The following is a 16,815-nucleotide window of genomic DNA, read 5'->3' on the forward strand; positions in this document are numbered from 1 at the left end:
AAATGTAATAGTATATGAAAATTGTAAAGTATTTCTTTTTCGCTTCACTGCTGGCATTAGGTGCGTGTGGTGATGACGATAATAATAAAGATAACGGAACGCTTGCCGATGTGGTTGAATTGAAAGTGGACCTTACGGATATCAGTATCGCGCAGGGTGATGAACGGATAGTGAATATCCTTTCCGGAAATGGTGAATATGTGGTGGTTTCCGCCAATGATAAGGTGGTGACGGCAGAAGTGGAAGGTAATACCGTGAAGCTAAAAGCTCTAGAAAGAGATAATCATGCACAAAGTGTGGTATACCTGACGGACAAATACGAACAGCGTGTCAAAATTATGGTGACTACGGCTGCGACATTTGATTTGAAACTCAGCCAAACTCTGTTCACGCTTTATTCGCAAGTGGAGGGTGCTGATGAGGCGGAAGTTCGTATTTATACTGGTAATGGTGGATATACGGTGGGCTTTCATCAGGAAGAAGGTGAGATCGCCGTTCCCGATTGCATACAACTTTATACCGACGCCCTGGAAGAAACGGAAAAGTTCAGAATCAAAGGTATTGCACAAGGAAGTGCGGAGCTTGAGGTGAAAGACCGACAAGGTAAAACAGCCTACGTGACCGTCAATGTGATTGCTCCGAAACCGATATTGACAGATGCCGATGAAGATGGAGTCACTATTAACGGAGCACAGGGTAAAAAAAAGGTACGTATCATCGGTGGTAACGGTGAGTATAAAATTCTAGATAGCGGTGATGCGAAAATTATGCGACTGGAAATCTATGGGAATGAAGTGACTGTAATCGGGCGCAGAGTAGGAACCACATCGTTCACAATAACAGATGCAAAAAATCAGGTATCGAAACAAATCACAGTGGACATCCTTCCAGGCGAGCCACAGTATATGAACTTGGGGCGCGACTATGGAGTTTGGACACATTTCGGAGAAATGGTCGGTGAAGGGGCGGCAGCTATCAAAGAGAAGACCAATAACTTTAAACTGACCCAGATGACTTGGGAAACTGTGACACGCATAGATGAGACGAATTGGTTGCAGACCTTTATGGGAAAAGAGGGATACTTTATTCTTCGCGGTGGTGACTGGGAAGGAAATAAAGGACGTCAGATGGAACTGGTTGGCATTAGTGATAAATTAAAACTAAGAACTGGACATGGCGCTTTCGAACTTGGAAAATGGATGCATATCGCTCTTGTGGTTGATTGTTCGAAAGGAAAAGACGATTATAACGAGAAATATAAGCTTTACGTTAACGGTAAACAAGTGAAGTGGGACGATCAGCATCGGACTGACATAGATTATCAGGAAATAGACCTTTGTGCAGGGAATGATGGTGGTAAAATCTCAATCGGAAGAGCGTCGGATGACAGACGTTTCCTTTGCGGTGCTTTGCGTGAAGCACGTATTTGGAATGTTTGCCGTACAGTCGAACAGTTGAAAGCCAATGCAACAGAGCTTCAAGAGGAACATCCGGATGGATTACTGGCACGCTGGATATTTTCACCGGGAGCTTCAACTACTTATGTGGAAGATGCCACTAATGCCGATTATGATTTGGTGATGCATATCTGTAAATACAACAATTGGACTGAAACGGATTTCCCATTGGAGAGATTTGGCGATGCTGCTGAGATTGTGATACCTTTTAACTAATTATTTTAAATGAAAGGAAATATGAAAGCGATATATAAGTTATTTATTTTCAATTTATTCACGTTGCTGGCACTGAGTGCCTGCAACGATGAAGACTCTGTAGATGATGTTATTGTAGCAGGCGATAACATCTCTCCGGTCAGTTCGTTCTCGGTAGAGACTACTGATGCCGACAATGAATTGTTAGTGAAATGGGTATGTCCGCTCAATCGCGACTTAGATATGGTGGAGATCTCTTATAGAGATGTGTCGGAAGAGGTGACTCGCTCTGTGTACTCTCCTGGTTGTATTACAATTCCCGCAGAGAGTGGTGCCTCATGTGAATATTTGATTACAGTTCCTTATTTTTCACTCTATGAAGTATCGGCTGTGGCTATCAGTAAAAGCGGAAAGCGTTCTGTAGTGGAAAATAGACGTCTGACTCCTTATCGCGAGAAAGAAGAAGAGGTGGAATTGGAATTACCTGCAATGCTGAGCCGTACTCATTCTTACATGACTACTATTATTGATCTTTATTTCGGTAAGAGTTCGCGTAGTTGCTGGAGGAGCAACTATCCGTACAACGGTGGCGCTTACTGGGATGGCGATGCTTTAGTGTGGGGACAAGGTGCCGGATTATCAGCCTTTGTTGCCATGCGTGAAGCTGCTATGGAAAGTGAAGTAGAGAACATTTATGCGGCAATGGACGAGATGATGTTTAAAGGAATTCAGAATTTCTATAAAAAAGACCATAATATATGGGCATATTCTTGTTATCCTGCGGCAGGCAACGAACGTTACTATGACGATAACGTATGGATTGGATTGGACATGGCGGATTGGTATGGTCTGACTAAAGAAATGCGTTACCTGACGCAGGCTGAAGCTGTATGGCGTTATCTGATAGACCATGGGTGGGATGAGACTTGTGGCGGTGGCGTTCATTGGAGAGAACTGAACTCACATACTACCAGCAAACATTCTTGCTCTACCGCTCCTACGGCTGTGTTGGGGTGTAAGTTATATCTGTTGACTGGCGAACAGGAATATCTTGATTGGGCAATTAAATGTTATGACTATATGCTGAACGTATTGCAAGACAAGTCCGATCATTTGTTTTACGATAATGTACGTCCCGGAAAAGATGATCCCAATCAGCCGGGTGATATCGAAAAAAACAAGTATTCATACAATAGCGGACAGCCTTTGCAGGCGGCTTGTCTTCTGTATAAAATTACTGGTGAACAAAAGTATTTGGATGAAGCATACGCCATTGCCGAAAGTTGTCACAAGAAATGGTTTATCCCTTACCGTTCAAAAGAGTTGGACTTGACCTTTAATATCTTCGCTCCAAAACAAGATATGTGGTTCAATACAATTATGTGCCGTGGATTTTTTGAACTCTATTCGATTGACAATAACCGTAAATATGTCGATGATATAGAGAAAAGTATGATTCATGCATGGGAAAGCAGTTGTCATCAGAGTAATAACTTGCTGAATGATGATGATTTGCGTGGGGGAACTACTAAAACAAGCTGGGAAATTCGGATGCAGGGAGCGCTTGTCGAATTATATGCCCGTTTAGCTGTGCTGGAGCGTGAAAATAGATAGTTATTGAGTTATTTTATAAAAAAAGCCATCCCCGGAATAGACGAAAGTAGGGATGGCTTTTTTTTTGTAGTGTGCTTACTATTCTTCGGCAGACTATGTTTTGCATGTTGTTGGCAAGGTTATTCCTTGACAGGCACAGCCGGTTTGTCTTTGGATGCAGTGTCTGTGACAACTGTATCATTGACATTGGCGGCTAATGCAATCAGTGATGCCTTTGCAGGCTCGTCTTCTTTAGTTACAGTATCTTTTACTACTGTATCATTGACAACTGTCGCATTGATTCCTGTCGGGGCTGTCACAGCTTCCGCAGAACTCTGCGCCTTTACAAGGAATGAACCACCACAAACAAACATAAACATTGCTACTACTAATACTAATTTTTTCATAATCGTTTGCTTTAATGATAATTAAACATATATTTTCAATTCTCTCTCTTGTGTTAAGGAATTGGTTATTGCTTTTTCGCTAATGTCTAATTAAAGATCAAAGCGCGTGCCAAAATAGAAGAGTATATGGTAAGTAGCTGATAAATAAAGATATGTGGAAATAGAACCAATCAGAATGTTGGGGAAGTGTGTATGGAGTGTGTGGAATTTGTGGCGGGGAATGTGGAATTATTCCACACTCCCCGCTACAAATTTTTGTTTGGTCGTCTATTTTGTTTCATTTGGGCAGGGACAAGGTCTGCTTTTCTTAGCTAGCTACCCAGTGTAGGTTATTATATTGGTTTACAAATGTACGCAAATAAAACTTTTTCGAATATATAATTTCTCTCATTTAATATATGTGTTTCATTCAAAAGGGTACGGAAATGAGGTAAACTCATACAATTATAATTAAGAGCCTGTTTAAATTTTCCTGAGATTATGTTAGATAGGCTTTACCGACCTATTTTTATTCGTCACATAGTCTCCGTCATGCTCCTCACAACAACAGAAAATATACTCGAAAGCAACTCTCAAAACTGTGTCGGGCAAAACTCGGAGCAGGCTCTTAATAACCCACTTTTCATTCATTAATAGAAAAGTTCTCTTTCATTAATTGTAAACTTCTTATTATCAGTATGTAAACTTATTTTTCGTTAACCGTAAACTATAAACGAAAGCTTCGTTTATAAAAACAAAGGCTTTGATTATAAAAACGAAGCTTGCAATTATATAATCAAAGCTTGCGTTTATAGTTTGTATCGAATAAAAAGAAAGTTTCCTTCCTGTCCGAAGGAACTTTAGACTTAATGGGCGGGAAGTTTTCTATTAATAGCCAAGAGCGCAACTGTTAATACCCCTTCCGCCAACTACAGACGGACGCGACAAGAAGAGCCGGGGTAAGTTGAAATATCAGCTATAAAATTATGACTGAAGAGAATTTAAACAGGCTCTAAAAAAAACGCAAATATTCTCAACTGTACTTATCCCTATGAGAAAAAATACTCACTGCTATGAGAAAAAATACTCATAGGTATGAGAAAAAATTCTCATAGCGGTGAGAATATACCCTTGTCAGAATAGGCTGAAACAGTGCATTACTGTGCAGAAATAAAGTTTTCAACAGAAGTGCCGGAGAGAATTCAGTTAATCCAATGGTGTTACGGAGAGTATACTTGTAGATTTACGGAGTTATAACTCTATATTATACAGTTTCAACTTATTATATAATGTCTTCCGGTCAATATTCAGTAATTGCGCCGCTTTGCTTTTATTATTCCCGGTTTGGCGCAGTGCTTCCAAAATATGCTCTTTTTCGGTTTCTTCGTTGCGTAGTGCAATACTGGTGCTGCTCGATGCAGGAGTTTCCAAAAGCTCGGTTCCCAACTCCAGCAAGGTGATGAAACTGCTTTGTGCCAATAAAGTTGCTCTTTTGACAATGTTCTTCATTTGGCGTAAATTTCCCGGCCAATGATAATTCAATAAAGCTTGTGATGCCTTCGCGTCAAAGCCAATCAAGTGTTTATCCAGTTCTTTGTTTGCCTGATCGAGGAAGAAATTGGCAAAGAGCAGAATATCTTCTTTCCGTTCTTTCAGATCGGGCATCCGCAGGGTAAATTCATTGATGCGATGGTAAAGATCTTCACGGAAAGAGCCTTTCTCAATCCCCTGTTCCAGGTTCTCATTGGTGGCGGATACCAAACGAATATCTACCGATATCTCCTGTGTAGAGCCTACCGGACGTATTTTTCTCTCTTGCAGAGCACGGAGCAGTTGTATCTGCACTTCGTAACTAAGATTCCCGATTTCATCGAGGAAGATAGTACCTCCGTTGGCAGCAACGAAAGCACCGGTTTTATCAGTCAACGCACCTGTAAACGATCCTTTTACATGACCGAAAAACTCGGAAGCCGCCAGTTCTTTCGGGATAGAGCCACAATCTACGGCAATAAACGGCTTATCGCTTCGTTTGCTAAGTTGGTGAATACGGTGTGCCACATACTCTTTTCCAGTTCCGCTGGAGCCGTTGATAAGGACGGACATATTGGTCGGAGCTACCAGGCCTACATAATTGTAGAGTTGCTTGGCCGCGTCACTTTCTCCTTCCAGATAAGCACGGTTGTTTTCTGTTGAATCTTTCGATGAGGTAGAAGAACCTTTTTTAGAAGACGATTTAGCTGTGTGATGAGTAGCGGGAGTGTCTCCGGATTGTAAACATTCAGAGATTTTCTTCAGTAACTCTTCCGGATTCACCGGCTTGGCGATATAATCACGTGCTCCCAGTTTCATTGCTTGTACGGCGGACTGTATATCCGCATAGCCGGTCATGATAATCAAAGGAATGTCCATGCCTTGTTCGTTCATCCATTTCAGCAGGTCCATGCCTTCATGGTCGGGTAGCCGCAGGTCTGATAAAACCAGATCGACGCTTTGGCTTTCGATATGTTTCCGGGCACGTGCAATATTACTCACTGATGATACTTCAAAGCCCTTTTTTCCTAACCAGGTTTTTAGCATCATTCCAAAAGTGATATCATCTTCAACGATCAATATGGAGCTCATCATATCAGGTTTTGATTCTTTTAAGTCACAAAGGTAAGAGGTTTTGGGCGAAAGTGGTATATTTGCAAACTTAAATTAAATAAAAGTGTTATGAAAAAGATTCTATTGATCATATTAACCATATCGTTTTGCGGACTTACTGCCTGCAAAACCGGAACAAAAAAAGGAGGAGACATGGATAAAGAAACGTTGGTAAAGATTGAAACAACTTTAGGAGAAATTGAGGTGAAACTGTACAATGAGACACCGAAACATCGTGATAATTTTATCAAACTGGTGAAGGACGGAGTTTATGAAGGTACACTGTTTCACCGTGTTATCAAAGATTTTATGATTCAGGCGGGTGATCCGGACTCAAAAAATGCGCCGAAAGGAAAAATGCTGGGTACCGGAGACGTAGGTTATACCGTTCCCGCTGAATTTGTATATCCTAAATATTTCCATAAGAAAGGTGCCCTGTCCGCTGCCCGCCAGGGGGATAACGTGAACCCGAAGAAAGAATCTTCCGGTTGCCAGTTCTATATCGTGACAGGTAAAGTGTTTAACGACTCTACTTTGCTGGGAATGGAAAGCCAGATGAATGAGAATAAGATAAATGTTATTTTCAATACACTGGCACAGAAACACATGAAGGAAATCTATAAGATGCGGAAAGCAAACGATGAAAACGGTCTTTATGATTTACAGGAAAAACTGTTTGCACAGGCACAGGAGATGGCTGCCAAAGAACCGGAATTCCATTTCACTCCGGAACAGATTGAAGCCTACACCACGGTAGGTGGTACTCCGCATTTGGATGGCGAATATACCGTGTTTGGCGAAGTGGTGAAAGGTATGGACATTGTGGATAAAATCCAGCAGGTGAAAACAGACCGCAGCGACCGTCCCGAAGAAGATGTAAAGATAACAAAGGTGACAATACTTGACTGAATCGTATGAAAATCAACAGGCATATTCTTGATAATGGGTTACGTCTGGTACATTCGCAGGACGAGAGTACGCAGATGGTTGCCCTTAATATATTATATAATGTGGGAGCTCGCGACGAAGATCCCGAGCATACCGGCTTTGCCCATCTGTTCGAACACCTGATGTTCGGAGGGTCGGTGAATATTCCCGATTATGACATGCCGCTTCAATTGGCGGGTGGAGAGAATAATGCCTGGACGAATAATGATATCACCAATTACTACCTCACTGTACCTCGTCAGAACGTAGAAACCGGCTTTTGGCTGGAATCCGACCGGATGTTGAGTCTTGACTTTAGCGAACGGAGCCTGGAGGTACAGCGGGGAGTGGTCATGGAAGAGTTCAAGCAACGCTGTCTGAACCAACCTTATGGAGATGTCGGACATCTTTTGCGCCCTCTGGCTTATCAGACGCATCCTTATCAATGGCCTACGATCGGAAAAGAGTTGTCGCATATTGCCAATGCTACGCTGGAAGAAGTAAAAGCATTCTTTTTCCGTTTTTATGCCCCGAATAATGCGATTCTGTCCGTAACCGGAAATATCACTTTCGAAGAAACAGTATCGCTGACAGAAAAATGGTTTGGTCCTATTCCCCGTCGGGAAGTACCCCAGCGGAACCTGCCTCAGGAACCGGAACAGACGGAAGAACGCCGGTTGACGGTAGAACGGAATGTTCCCCTCGATGCCTTGTTCATGGCTTTTCATATGTGCGATCATCGGCATCCGGATTATTATGCATTTGATATTTTGTCGGATGTGTTGAGCAATGGACGTTCCAGTCGATTGAACCAGCGTTTGGTACAACAGAAACAGTTATTTTCGAGCATAGATGCCTATATTTCAGGTAGTGTAGATGCGGGGTTATTCCATATTAGTGGAAAGCCTTCGGCTGGTGTCACTCTGGAACAGGCGGAAGCGGCAGTAAGGGAAGAACTGGAACGGTTGCAGCAAGAACTGGTTGACGAACAGGAACTGGAAAAAGTGAAGAACAAATTTGAGTCCACCCAGATATTCGGCAACATCAATTATTTGAATGTAGCAACCAACTTGGCATGGTTCGAACTGCTTGGCCGGGCGGAAGACATGGAAAAAGAAGTAGAACGTTATCGTTCTGTCACGGCAGAACAATTGCGGACAGTAGCCCAATCCGCTTTCCGGAAGGAGAACGGGGTTGTGCTCTATTATAAAAGTAGGGTGTAGCGCCCGGCAAGGTTTACTTGCGGCATACAAGTATTTATAAGACAAGGACAATGAAAAGACTATTTGATATATATAAGACTCATTACAAAGCGCTAATTTTTCTCGGATTACCTATTGTTATTGGACAGATAGGCGTTATTATACTCGGATTTGCCGATACATTAATGATTGGGCATCATAGCACGGTAGAGCTGGGCGCAGCATCTTTCGTGAATAATGTGTTTACTCTTGCCATCATTTTCAGTACCGGATTCTCGTACGGACTGACACCTGTTGTGGGTGGTCTGTACGGTACTCATCAATATGCGCCTGCCGGACAAGCCCTGCGAAACAGCCTGCTGGCAAACCTGATGGTTGCGCTTCTGTTGACTGTCTGTATGACTGTTCTTTATCTGAATATAGAGCATCTCGGACAACCGGACGAATTGATTCCCCTGATTAAACCTTACTATCTGGTGCTGCTTGCTTCCCTGGTGTTTGTCATGATTTTTAATGGATTCAAACAATTTACAGACGGAATCACAGATACCAAAACCGCTATGTGGATACTGCTCAGTGGAAATGTATTGAACATCATCGGCAACTATATCCTGATTTACGGAAAGCTCGGCTTTCCCGAACTGGGCTTGTTGGGAGCTGGTGTCAGCACGCTGTTTTCACGTATCGTGATGGTGGTTGTATTTATAATCATCTTTGCGCGTAGTTCGCGTTTTGTCCGCTACAAAGTCGGTTTTCTCCGGCTGGGGTGGTCGCGTGCCATTTTCGGCCGTTTGAACGGACTCGGATGGCCGGTTGCTTTCCAGATGGGAATGGAAACAGCCTCTTTCAGCCTGAGTGCCATCATGATTGGTTGGTTGGGGACGATTGCTTTGGCTTCCCACCAGGTCATGTTGGCAATTTCCCAATTCACCTTTATGATGTATTATGGGATGGGAGCTGCCGTAGCTGTCCGTGTCAGCAATTTCAAAGGACAGAATGACATAGTCAATGTGCGTCGTTCCGCCTATGCCGGTTTTCATTTGATGATGACATTGGGCGTTGTGCTTTCCTTTATTGTCTTTCTTTGCCGCAATCACTTGGGAAATTGGTTTACCGACAGCCCGGAAGTAGCTGCTATGGTTACTTCTCTTATATTCCCTTTCCTCATCTATCAGTTTGGCGACGGATTGCAGATTACTTTTGCCAACGCTCTGCGTGGAATCTCGGATGTGAAACTGATGATGGTTATCGCCTTTATAGCATACTTTATCATCTCCCTGCCTGTAGGTTACTTCTGCGGTTTCGTGATGGGGTGGGGAGCAGTAGGTGTTTGGATGGCGTTCCCTTTCGGACTGACAAGTGCAGGATTAATGCTTTGGTGCCGTTTCCGCTATATGACGAAACTCTCCGTTCCCCGAATTAATACTTAATGATTTAATACTTAAAATCGCATGGCTTCCTATCGTTTCACAAAACTGAAAGTAACCATCGGTTACACGTTATTACTTGCGATTCTTCTTTTTTCTCTGGTGTTTGTGCATCATGAGATGGAGACATTGTCGGCTGCCGACGACCAGCAGAATCTGCGGACAGACAGCCTGCTGACTCTGATTCACGAGAAAGACCAGAATACCATCCAGATGCTCCGCGTATTGAGTGAAGCGAATGACAGCCTGCTTTCCGCTTCGGAGATTGAAGAGATTATTTCCGAGCAAGACTCTGTTATAATTCAGCAACGGGTGCAGCATCGGGTTATCACTAAACGTGACTCTCTGCTGACTACTCCCAATAAGAAAGGTTTTTTCAAGAGACTGGCGGAAGTGTTTGCTCCTTCCAAGGATAGTGCCGTACTCGTTAATACATCTTTGGAAGTCGCTACGGATACCATTTTGGAACCGGTTGCTTCTAAAGATTCCCTGCAGCAAAAGATTCGCATGGCTACCGAAGAAAAACGATTGCAACGACGAAGAACAATCCGGCGCACCAGTACTAAATACCAACGCATGAATTCGCAGTTGACGGCAAGAATGGATAGCCTGATAAAACAATACGAAGAAGAAATGACTTTGCGTGCCCGTCAGGATGCTGAGATGCAACAAGAGGTAAGAATGCGCTCCGCACGCACCATTGCCGGAATCGCTATCGGTGCGGTTTTGTTGTCTGCCTTTTTCTTGGTATTGATAGTACGTGACATCTCTCGCAGCAACCGCTACCGTCGGCAGTTGGAAGAAGCGAACAAACGGGCGGAAGACCTGCTCGTAGCCCGTGAAAAACTGATGCTCGCCATAACCCACGACTTCAAAGCGCCGCTCGGATCCATCATGGGTTATACCGAACTACTGTCCCGTCTGACGGAGGACGAACGGCAACGCTTCTACCTGGATAACATGAAGAGTTCCTCGGAACATCTCTTGAAACTAGTCAGCGACTTGCTCGACTTCCATCGCCTTGACCTTAATAAAGCGGAAGTGAATCGTGTCACTTTCAATCCTTCGCAGTTGTTCGAGGAAATCTATGTCAGCTTTGAACCGTTGACGGTCGCCAAGGGATTGGCATTGCAGTGCCACGTCGCTCCGGAATTGAACGGACGTTACGTCAGTGACCCTCTGAGGCTTCGGCAGATTGTGAACAACCTTCTGTCTAATGCCGTGAAGTTTACTCAACAAGGCGAGATAACGCTGACAGCCCGATATGATTCTTCAAAGCTGACGATAGCGATTGCAGATAGCGGAAAAGGTATGGCAGCCGAAGACCGCGAACGCATTTTCCAAGAATTTACCCGTTTGTCCGGTGCCCAGGGAGAGGAAGGGTTCGGCTTGGGATTATCCATCGTGAAGAAACTGGTTGTTCTGCTTGAAGGAACGATTGATGTGCAGAGCAAACTGGGAGAGGGAAGTTGCTTTACAGTAGTTCTGCCCTTGTATCCGGTAGGCGAATCCATTCCGGAAAGTCAATCATCTCCGGAAAACGAAACTGCGGATATTGACGAAGCTGCAACTGCCGTTCCTCTGATGAAAGTGATCCGTGTCCTCTTGATTGATGATGATAAGATCCAACTCAGCCTGACGGCAGCCATGCTGAAACAGCACGGTGTTGACGCAGTATGTTGCGAGCAGCTCGAAGAGCTTATCGAACAACTCCGCACTTCTGTTTTTGATGTATTGCTGACAGACATACAAATGCCCGCTATCAACGGCTTCGATTTGGTAAAACTCCTGCGTGCTTCCAACATTCCGCAGGCAAAGACCATTCCTGTGATTGCCGTGACCGCCCGCAGCGAAATGGATAAGGATGCCTTGTGCGAGCACGGCTTTGCCGGATGCCTGCATAAACCGTTTACAGTGAAAGAATTGTTGATGACAGTCAACGAGGGGCAACTTTCGGCTGATGAGGTTCACATCATAGAAGATATGGTAAACACCGGAATAAACTTTTCCGCACTCACCGCCTACTCCGGGGATGACCCGGAAGCGGCATATTCTATCATTCAGACCTTTGTTGAGGAGACAAAAAAGAATGTCGAACGGATGCGACAAGCCTTCGTTGACAAAGATACGGACGGGATAGCTGCCATGGCGCATAAACTGCTCCCTCTCCTCACGTTGATAGGCGCATCGGACGCAATAGCTCCTTTAAAGTTTTTGGAATCCTGCCGTGGAGAGTCTTTCTCTACTGAAATAAGCGATACGGCATCGGCTGCACTATCAACTGTTTGTATTATAATCAGCGAAGCGGAAAATTACTTAACATCGATGAAAAGTGTCGATTAGGCGGAAATATCCTACTCCTTGACCGGTCATCGTATCTTTCTTGCCTTTATCCAAACCTTTTCTAAAAATAAATTGTTTACTTTGTGTCACTTAATTTATACTGGCACATTTTTACATGAAACGAAAATGGATACGACGGGTAAGCTGGATTCTGCTTACTCCTATAATACTCTTTGTAATACTAATGGTGTTGCTTTACGTCCCTCCTGTACAGAATCTTATACGTCGGGAGGTTACTGCGTATGCTTCTAAAGCAACCGGCATGCAGATTCAGGTGGAACGAATCGACCTTCGTTTCCCGCTCAATCTGTTGGTTCGTGGCGTGGAGGTGATTCAGCAGCCGGACACACTCTTGTCTCTGGAAAGCCTGAATGTACGTGTGCAGGCGTGGCCGCTGCTCAAAGGGAAAGTGGAGGTGGACGAAGTGACATTGAGCCGCGTTGCTTTCAATTCTGCCAATTTGATAGACGGCATGGAGATAAAAGGTGTATTGGGACGTTTCTTCCTGCAAAGTCACGGTGTCGATTTGTCTAACGAAACAGCCGTTATTAATGCGACGGAACTATCGGACACTCATGTGCAGATGCTGATGAACGACACCACGACTACTCCCAAGGATACCACCGCTTCGGCTCCTGTAAACTGGAAAGTAGACCTTCATCAGCTGAAACTGAAAAACGTATCGTTCAGTATGCAGCTTCCCGCTGATTCGATGCGGATGGCTGCGCATATCGGTGAAGCGACTATTGACGATGCCCAAGCCGACTTGAAGAACCAGTTCTATGGACTGAAACAATTTTTGTTGTCGGGCACTTCCGCCAGCTACGATACTGGTGCGGCTAAACCCGTCGAAGGTTTCGACGCTTCGCATATTGCCGTCCGTGATGTCAGCATCGGGCTGGATTCCTTATTATATAAAGGTAGGGATATGAAGGCTGTCATCCGTGAATTCACTATGAACGAACGTTCGGGATTGAGCGTTACTTCACTGACGGGACGGGCATTCTCCAATGATTCAATCATCAGTGTACCCGGCTTGAAACTGCAAACTCCTCATTCTGAAATAGATTTATCCGCTCATACTTATTGGGAACTTGTCAACATCCCGACTACGGGGCGTTTGTCTGCCAACCTGAATGCGTATATCGGCAAAGAGGACGTGATGTTATTCACTGGCGGACTGCCGGACAGCTTCAAGGAAGCCTATCCTTTTCGTCCGCTTGTCATCCGTGCCGGTACGGACGGTAACTTGAAAGAAATGCAGATTTCCCGCTTTACGGCAGACTTGCCGGGCGCATTCTCCTTAGAGGGCGGAGGTATCCTCGAAAACCTCGCCGATAGCATTACCCGCTCGGGAACCATTGGCCTGAAGATGAAAACGCAGAACCTGAATTTCCTTACCGGCTTGTCCGGTGAAGTGCCTAACGGTACGCTTGTCATCCCCGACAGTATGAATCTCGTTGCGCAGGTAGACATCAAAGGCCCTGAATACAAAGCAAACCTGCATCTGAAAGAAGGGCAGGGGGCTATGAATGTGAACGCGGCATTAAATACTGCCACCGAGGTTTACAAGGCAGACTTGAAAATAGACAACCTGCAACTCCATCATTTCCTTCCGAAAGACTCCATTTATGAGCTTTCCCTTTCTGCTGCCGCTGACGGGTGCGGACTGGATGTGATGTCTTATCGTTCATATGCCAAACTGGATTTGGCTTTAGACCGATTGCATTATGCTCAATACCATCTCTCCAACGTCCATCTGACGGGAGCTTTGAAAGGTGCGTTAGTGACAGCCAACTTGACGAGTGATAATGAACTGTTGAAAATGACGACGGATGCCGAATATAATCTGGCACACAGCTATCCCGACGGAAAAGTGACGGTTGATGTCATCCGGCTCGACTTGCACGAACTGGGACTGATGCCCGAACCGATGAAACGCCCGCTTGCTTTCAATCTTTCTGCGGAAGCCCGTCAGAACCGGGTGTTTACGCATTTTATTTCCGGTGACATGAAACTCAACCTGAGTGCACGTTCCGGTGTCAATCCTCTGATTAGCCAGTCTACCCGCTTCGTGGACGTCCTGATGAAGCAGATTGACGAGAAGGAACTGAATCACGCCGAACTGCGTAAAGCATTACCGACAGCTGTCCTGTCTTTCTCCGCAGGAAAAGAGAATCCGTTAGCCTATTTCCTGGCTACCAAGAACATATCCTATCATGAAGCTTCCATGAAATTCGGCACGGCTCCCGATTGGGGAATCAATGGCAAGGCGGCGGTTCATGCGCTGAAAGTAGACACGTTGCAACTGGATACTGTTTTCTTCACAGTGAAACAGGACACTACGCTTATGAAGTTGCGTGCTGGAGTGATAAACGGTCCGAAGAATCCGCAATTCTCTTTCTCCACTACCTTGACGGGAGAAATTCGCGACCGCGATGCGGAATTGCTGGTGGATTATAAGAATGGTAAAGGTGAGACTGGAGTATTATTGGGCGTAAACGCCCGCCCTCTGTTCGAAGGACAGGGAAAGGGCAACGGAATAGCTTTCACGCTGATTCCGGAAAAACCGATTGTCGCCTTTCAGCAGTTCCATTTCAACGAGAATCACAACTGGATTTATCTGCATAAGAATATGCGCGTATATGCCAATGTGGATATGTGGGACGAGGAAGGCATGGGCTTTAGGGTTCATTCCATGCAGGGCGATACGGTGTCTTTACAGAATATAGATGTCGAAATACGCAGAATCCGCTTGCAAGAGATTACGAGCGTGTTGCCTTATTTCCCCGAAGTAACCGGATTGTTCTCTTTGGAAGCCCACTATATACAAACTGAAAAAGACTTGCAGCTCTCTGCCGAAGCGTCTATTGACGAACTGACTTACGAACGCCAGCGTATCGGTGACATTGCTTTGGGGGCTACCTGGCTGCCGGGCGAACAGGGAAAACAATATCTCAACGCTTATCTGAACCACGACCAGGTGGAGGTGCTGGTGGCGGATGGAAAACTGCTTCCTACCCGGACGGGCAAAGACAGCCTGGAAGTGAATACGACACTGGAACATTTCCCGCTTCGGGTGGCGAATGCGTTCATTCCCGACCAGATGGTCACTCTGTCCGGCGACATGGACGGAAACCTGAATATCACGGGCAGCACAGAGCAGCCTTTGATAAACGGCGAACTGGTATTGGATAGTGTTGCTGTTTTTTCCAGTCAATATGGCGCACGTTTTGTGTTCGATAACCGCCCTGTGCAGATAAAGAACAACCGGCTGTTATTTGATAAATTCGCCATTTATACTACATCGAAGAATCCGTTTACCATTGACGGTTATGTCGATTTCCGTGATATGAGTCGTCCGATGGCGAATTTGAATATGCTGGCACAGAATTATACATTGCTGGATGCCAAACGCACCCGTGAAAGTCTGGTCTACGGTAAAGTATTTGCCGACTTCCGGGCAACGGTGAAGGGACCTTTGGACGGACTGAATATGCGTGGGAATGTAAGTCTCTTGGGCAATACCGATGTCTCCTATGTCTTGACAGATTCACCTTTGACAGTGCAGGACCGCTTGGGAAGTCTGGTTACCTTTACCTCATTCAGCGATACCACGACTGTCGTCCGGCAGGAAGTGCCGACCGTCTCGTTAGGAGGACTGGATATGGTAATGATGGTGCATATCGACCCGTCCGTCCGCGTGAAAGTCGACTTGGATGCAAGCAATGACAACCGCATCGAACTGGAAGGTGGGGGTGACCTCTCCATGAAATATACTCCGCAAGGTGATTTGACCCTGACGGGACGCTATACTTTGAGTGGCGGCTTGATGAAATATGCCTTACCGGTGATTGTCGCGAAAGAATTTGCCATTGACAATGGCAGCTATGTGGAATGGACGGGAAATCCGATGGATCCGATGCTGAACTTCAAGGCGACCGACCGCACCCGTGCGTCCGTCTCCGAAGGGGAGAATGGCGGAAGCCGCATGGTTAATTTCGATGTCTCTGTCGTTGTCAAGAACCGTTTGGATAATCTTTCGTTTGCGTTCGATGTCTCAGCTCCCGAAGATGCGACTGTGCAAAATGAGTTGACTGCCATGGGGGCGGAAGAGCGTGGTAAGCAAGCCCTGTATATTATGGTGATGAAAACCTATCTCGGCACCGGCCCGATTGGCGGCGGTGGTGGCGGACTTGGCAAGTTGAACATGGGTTCTGCCTTGACTTCCGTATTGAGCAGCCAGATAAACTCATTGATGGGCAACCTGAAAAATGCGAGTCTATCCGTGGGTGTCGAAGACCACGATGACTCGGAGACAGGAAGCAAACGTACGGATTACAGTTTCCGTTATTCGCAACGTCTGTTCAACAACCGCTTCCAGATTGTAATCGGCGGTAAGGTGTCCCAGGGTGAGAATGCGACGAATGATGCCGAATCCTTTATCGACAACATTTCTTTGGAATATCGCCTGGACAGAACCGGAACCCGCTATATCCGCCTGTTCTATGACAAGAACTACGAGAGTGTGCTTGAAGGCGAGATTACGGAAACTGGAGTCGGTATCGTGCTTCGCAAGAAGTTGGACAAACTAAGTGAACTGTTTATCTTTAAGAAAAAGAAGTGAAGAAACAAGAATAAA

At 45.3% G+C, this 16,815-nt stretch carries 9 protein-coding genes; 7 read left to right on the forward strand and 2 right to left on the reverse strand.

The window, feature by feature from the left end:
• The first annotated feature begins 14 nt into the window (after positions 1 to 14).
• Positions 15 to 1,673, forward strand: coding sequence for a LamG-like jellyroll fold domain-containing protein (locus A4V03_RS00955; protein WP_065537603.1), 1,659 nt, complete (start codon positions 15 to 17; stop codon positions 1,671 to 1,673).
• Between the two features lie 21 nt (positions 1,674 to 1,694).
• Positions 1,695 to 3,266 carry a glycoside hydrolase family 76 protein gene (locus A4V03_RS00960; protein WP_065540228.1) on the forward strand — a complete coding sequence of 524 codons (1,572 nt, stop codon included), beginning with the start codon at positions 1,695 to 1,697 and terminating at the stop codon, positions 3,264 to 3,266.
• 119 nt (positions 3,267 to 3,385) lie between these two features.
• On the opposite strand, the gene A4V03_RS00965 is transcribed toward A4V03_RS00960, so the two are convergent.
• Positions 3,386 to 3,652, reverse strand: coding sequence for a hypothetical protein (locus tag A4V03_RS00965; protein WP_008024580.1), 267 nt, complete (start codon positions 3,650 to 3,652; stop codon positions 3,386 to 3,388).
• Positions 3,653 to 4,882: 1,230 nt separating this feature from the next.
• Positions 4,883 to 6,256: a sigma-54-dependent transcriptional regulator gene (locus A4V03_RS00970; protein WP_065537604.1), complete on the reverse strand. Its 1,374-nt coding sequence runs from the start codon at positions 6,254 to 6,256 to the stop codon at positions 4,883 to 4,885.
• An 87-nt stretch (positions 6,257 to 6,343) separates the two neighbouring features.
• Between A4V03_RS00970 and A4V03_RS00975 the strand changes: the two genes are divergently transcribed.
• From A4V03_RS00975 to A4V03_RS00995, 5 genes are all read left to right on the forward strand, one after another.
• On the forward strand, positions 6,344 to 7,183 hold the full coding sequence (locus A4V03_RS00975) for a peptidylprolyl isomerase (protein WP_065537605.1): 840 nt from the start codon (positions 6,344 to 6,346) through the stop codon (positions 7,181 to 7,183).
• Positions 7,184 to 7,188: 5 nt separating this feature from the next.
• Positions 7,189 to 8,424, forward strand: a complete 1,236-nt coding sequence (locus tag A4V03_RS00980; protein ID WP_065537606.1) for a M16 family metallopeptidase — start codon at positions 7,189 to 7,191, stop codon at positions 8,422 to 8,424.
• 50 nt (positions 8,425 to 8,474) lie between these two features.
• Positions 8,475 to 9,833, forward strand: coding sequence for an MATE family efflux transporter (locus A4V03_RS00985; protein WP_065537607.1), 1,359 nt, complete (start codon positions 8,475 to 8,477; stop codon positions 9,831 to 9,833).
• Positions 9,834 to 9,854: 21 nt separating this feature from the next.
• Positions 9,855 to 12,173, forward strand: coding sequence for an ATP-binding response regulator (locus A4V03_RS00990; RefSeq protein ID WP_065537608.1), 2,319 nt, complete (start codon positions 9,855 to 9,857; stop codon positions 12,171 to 12,173).
• Between the two features lie 115 nt (positions 12,174 to 12,288).
• On the forward strand, positions 12,289 to 16,800 hold the full coding sequence (locus A4V03_RS00995) for a translocation/assembly module TamB domain-containing protein (RefSeq protein ID WP_065537609.1): 4,512 nt from the start codon (positions 12,289 to 12,291) through the stop codon (positions 16,798 to 16,800).
• Positions 16,801 to 16,815: the final 15 nt, after the last annotated feature.

Source organism: Bacteroides caecimuris, from assembly GCF_001688725.2.
Taxonomy (GTDB): domain Bacteria; phylum Bacteroidota; class Bacteroidia; order Bacteroidales; family Bacteroidaceae; genus Bacteroides; species Bacteroides caecimuris.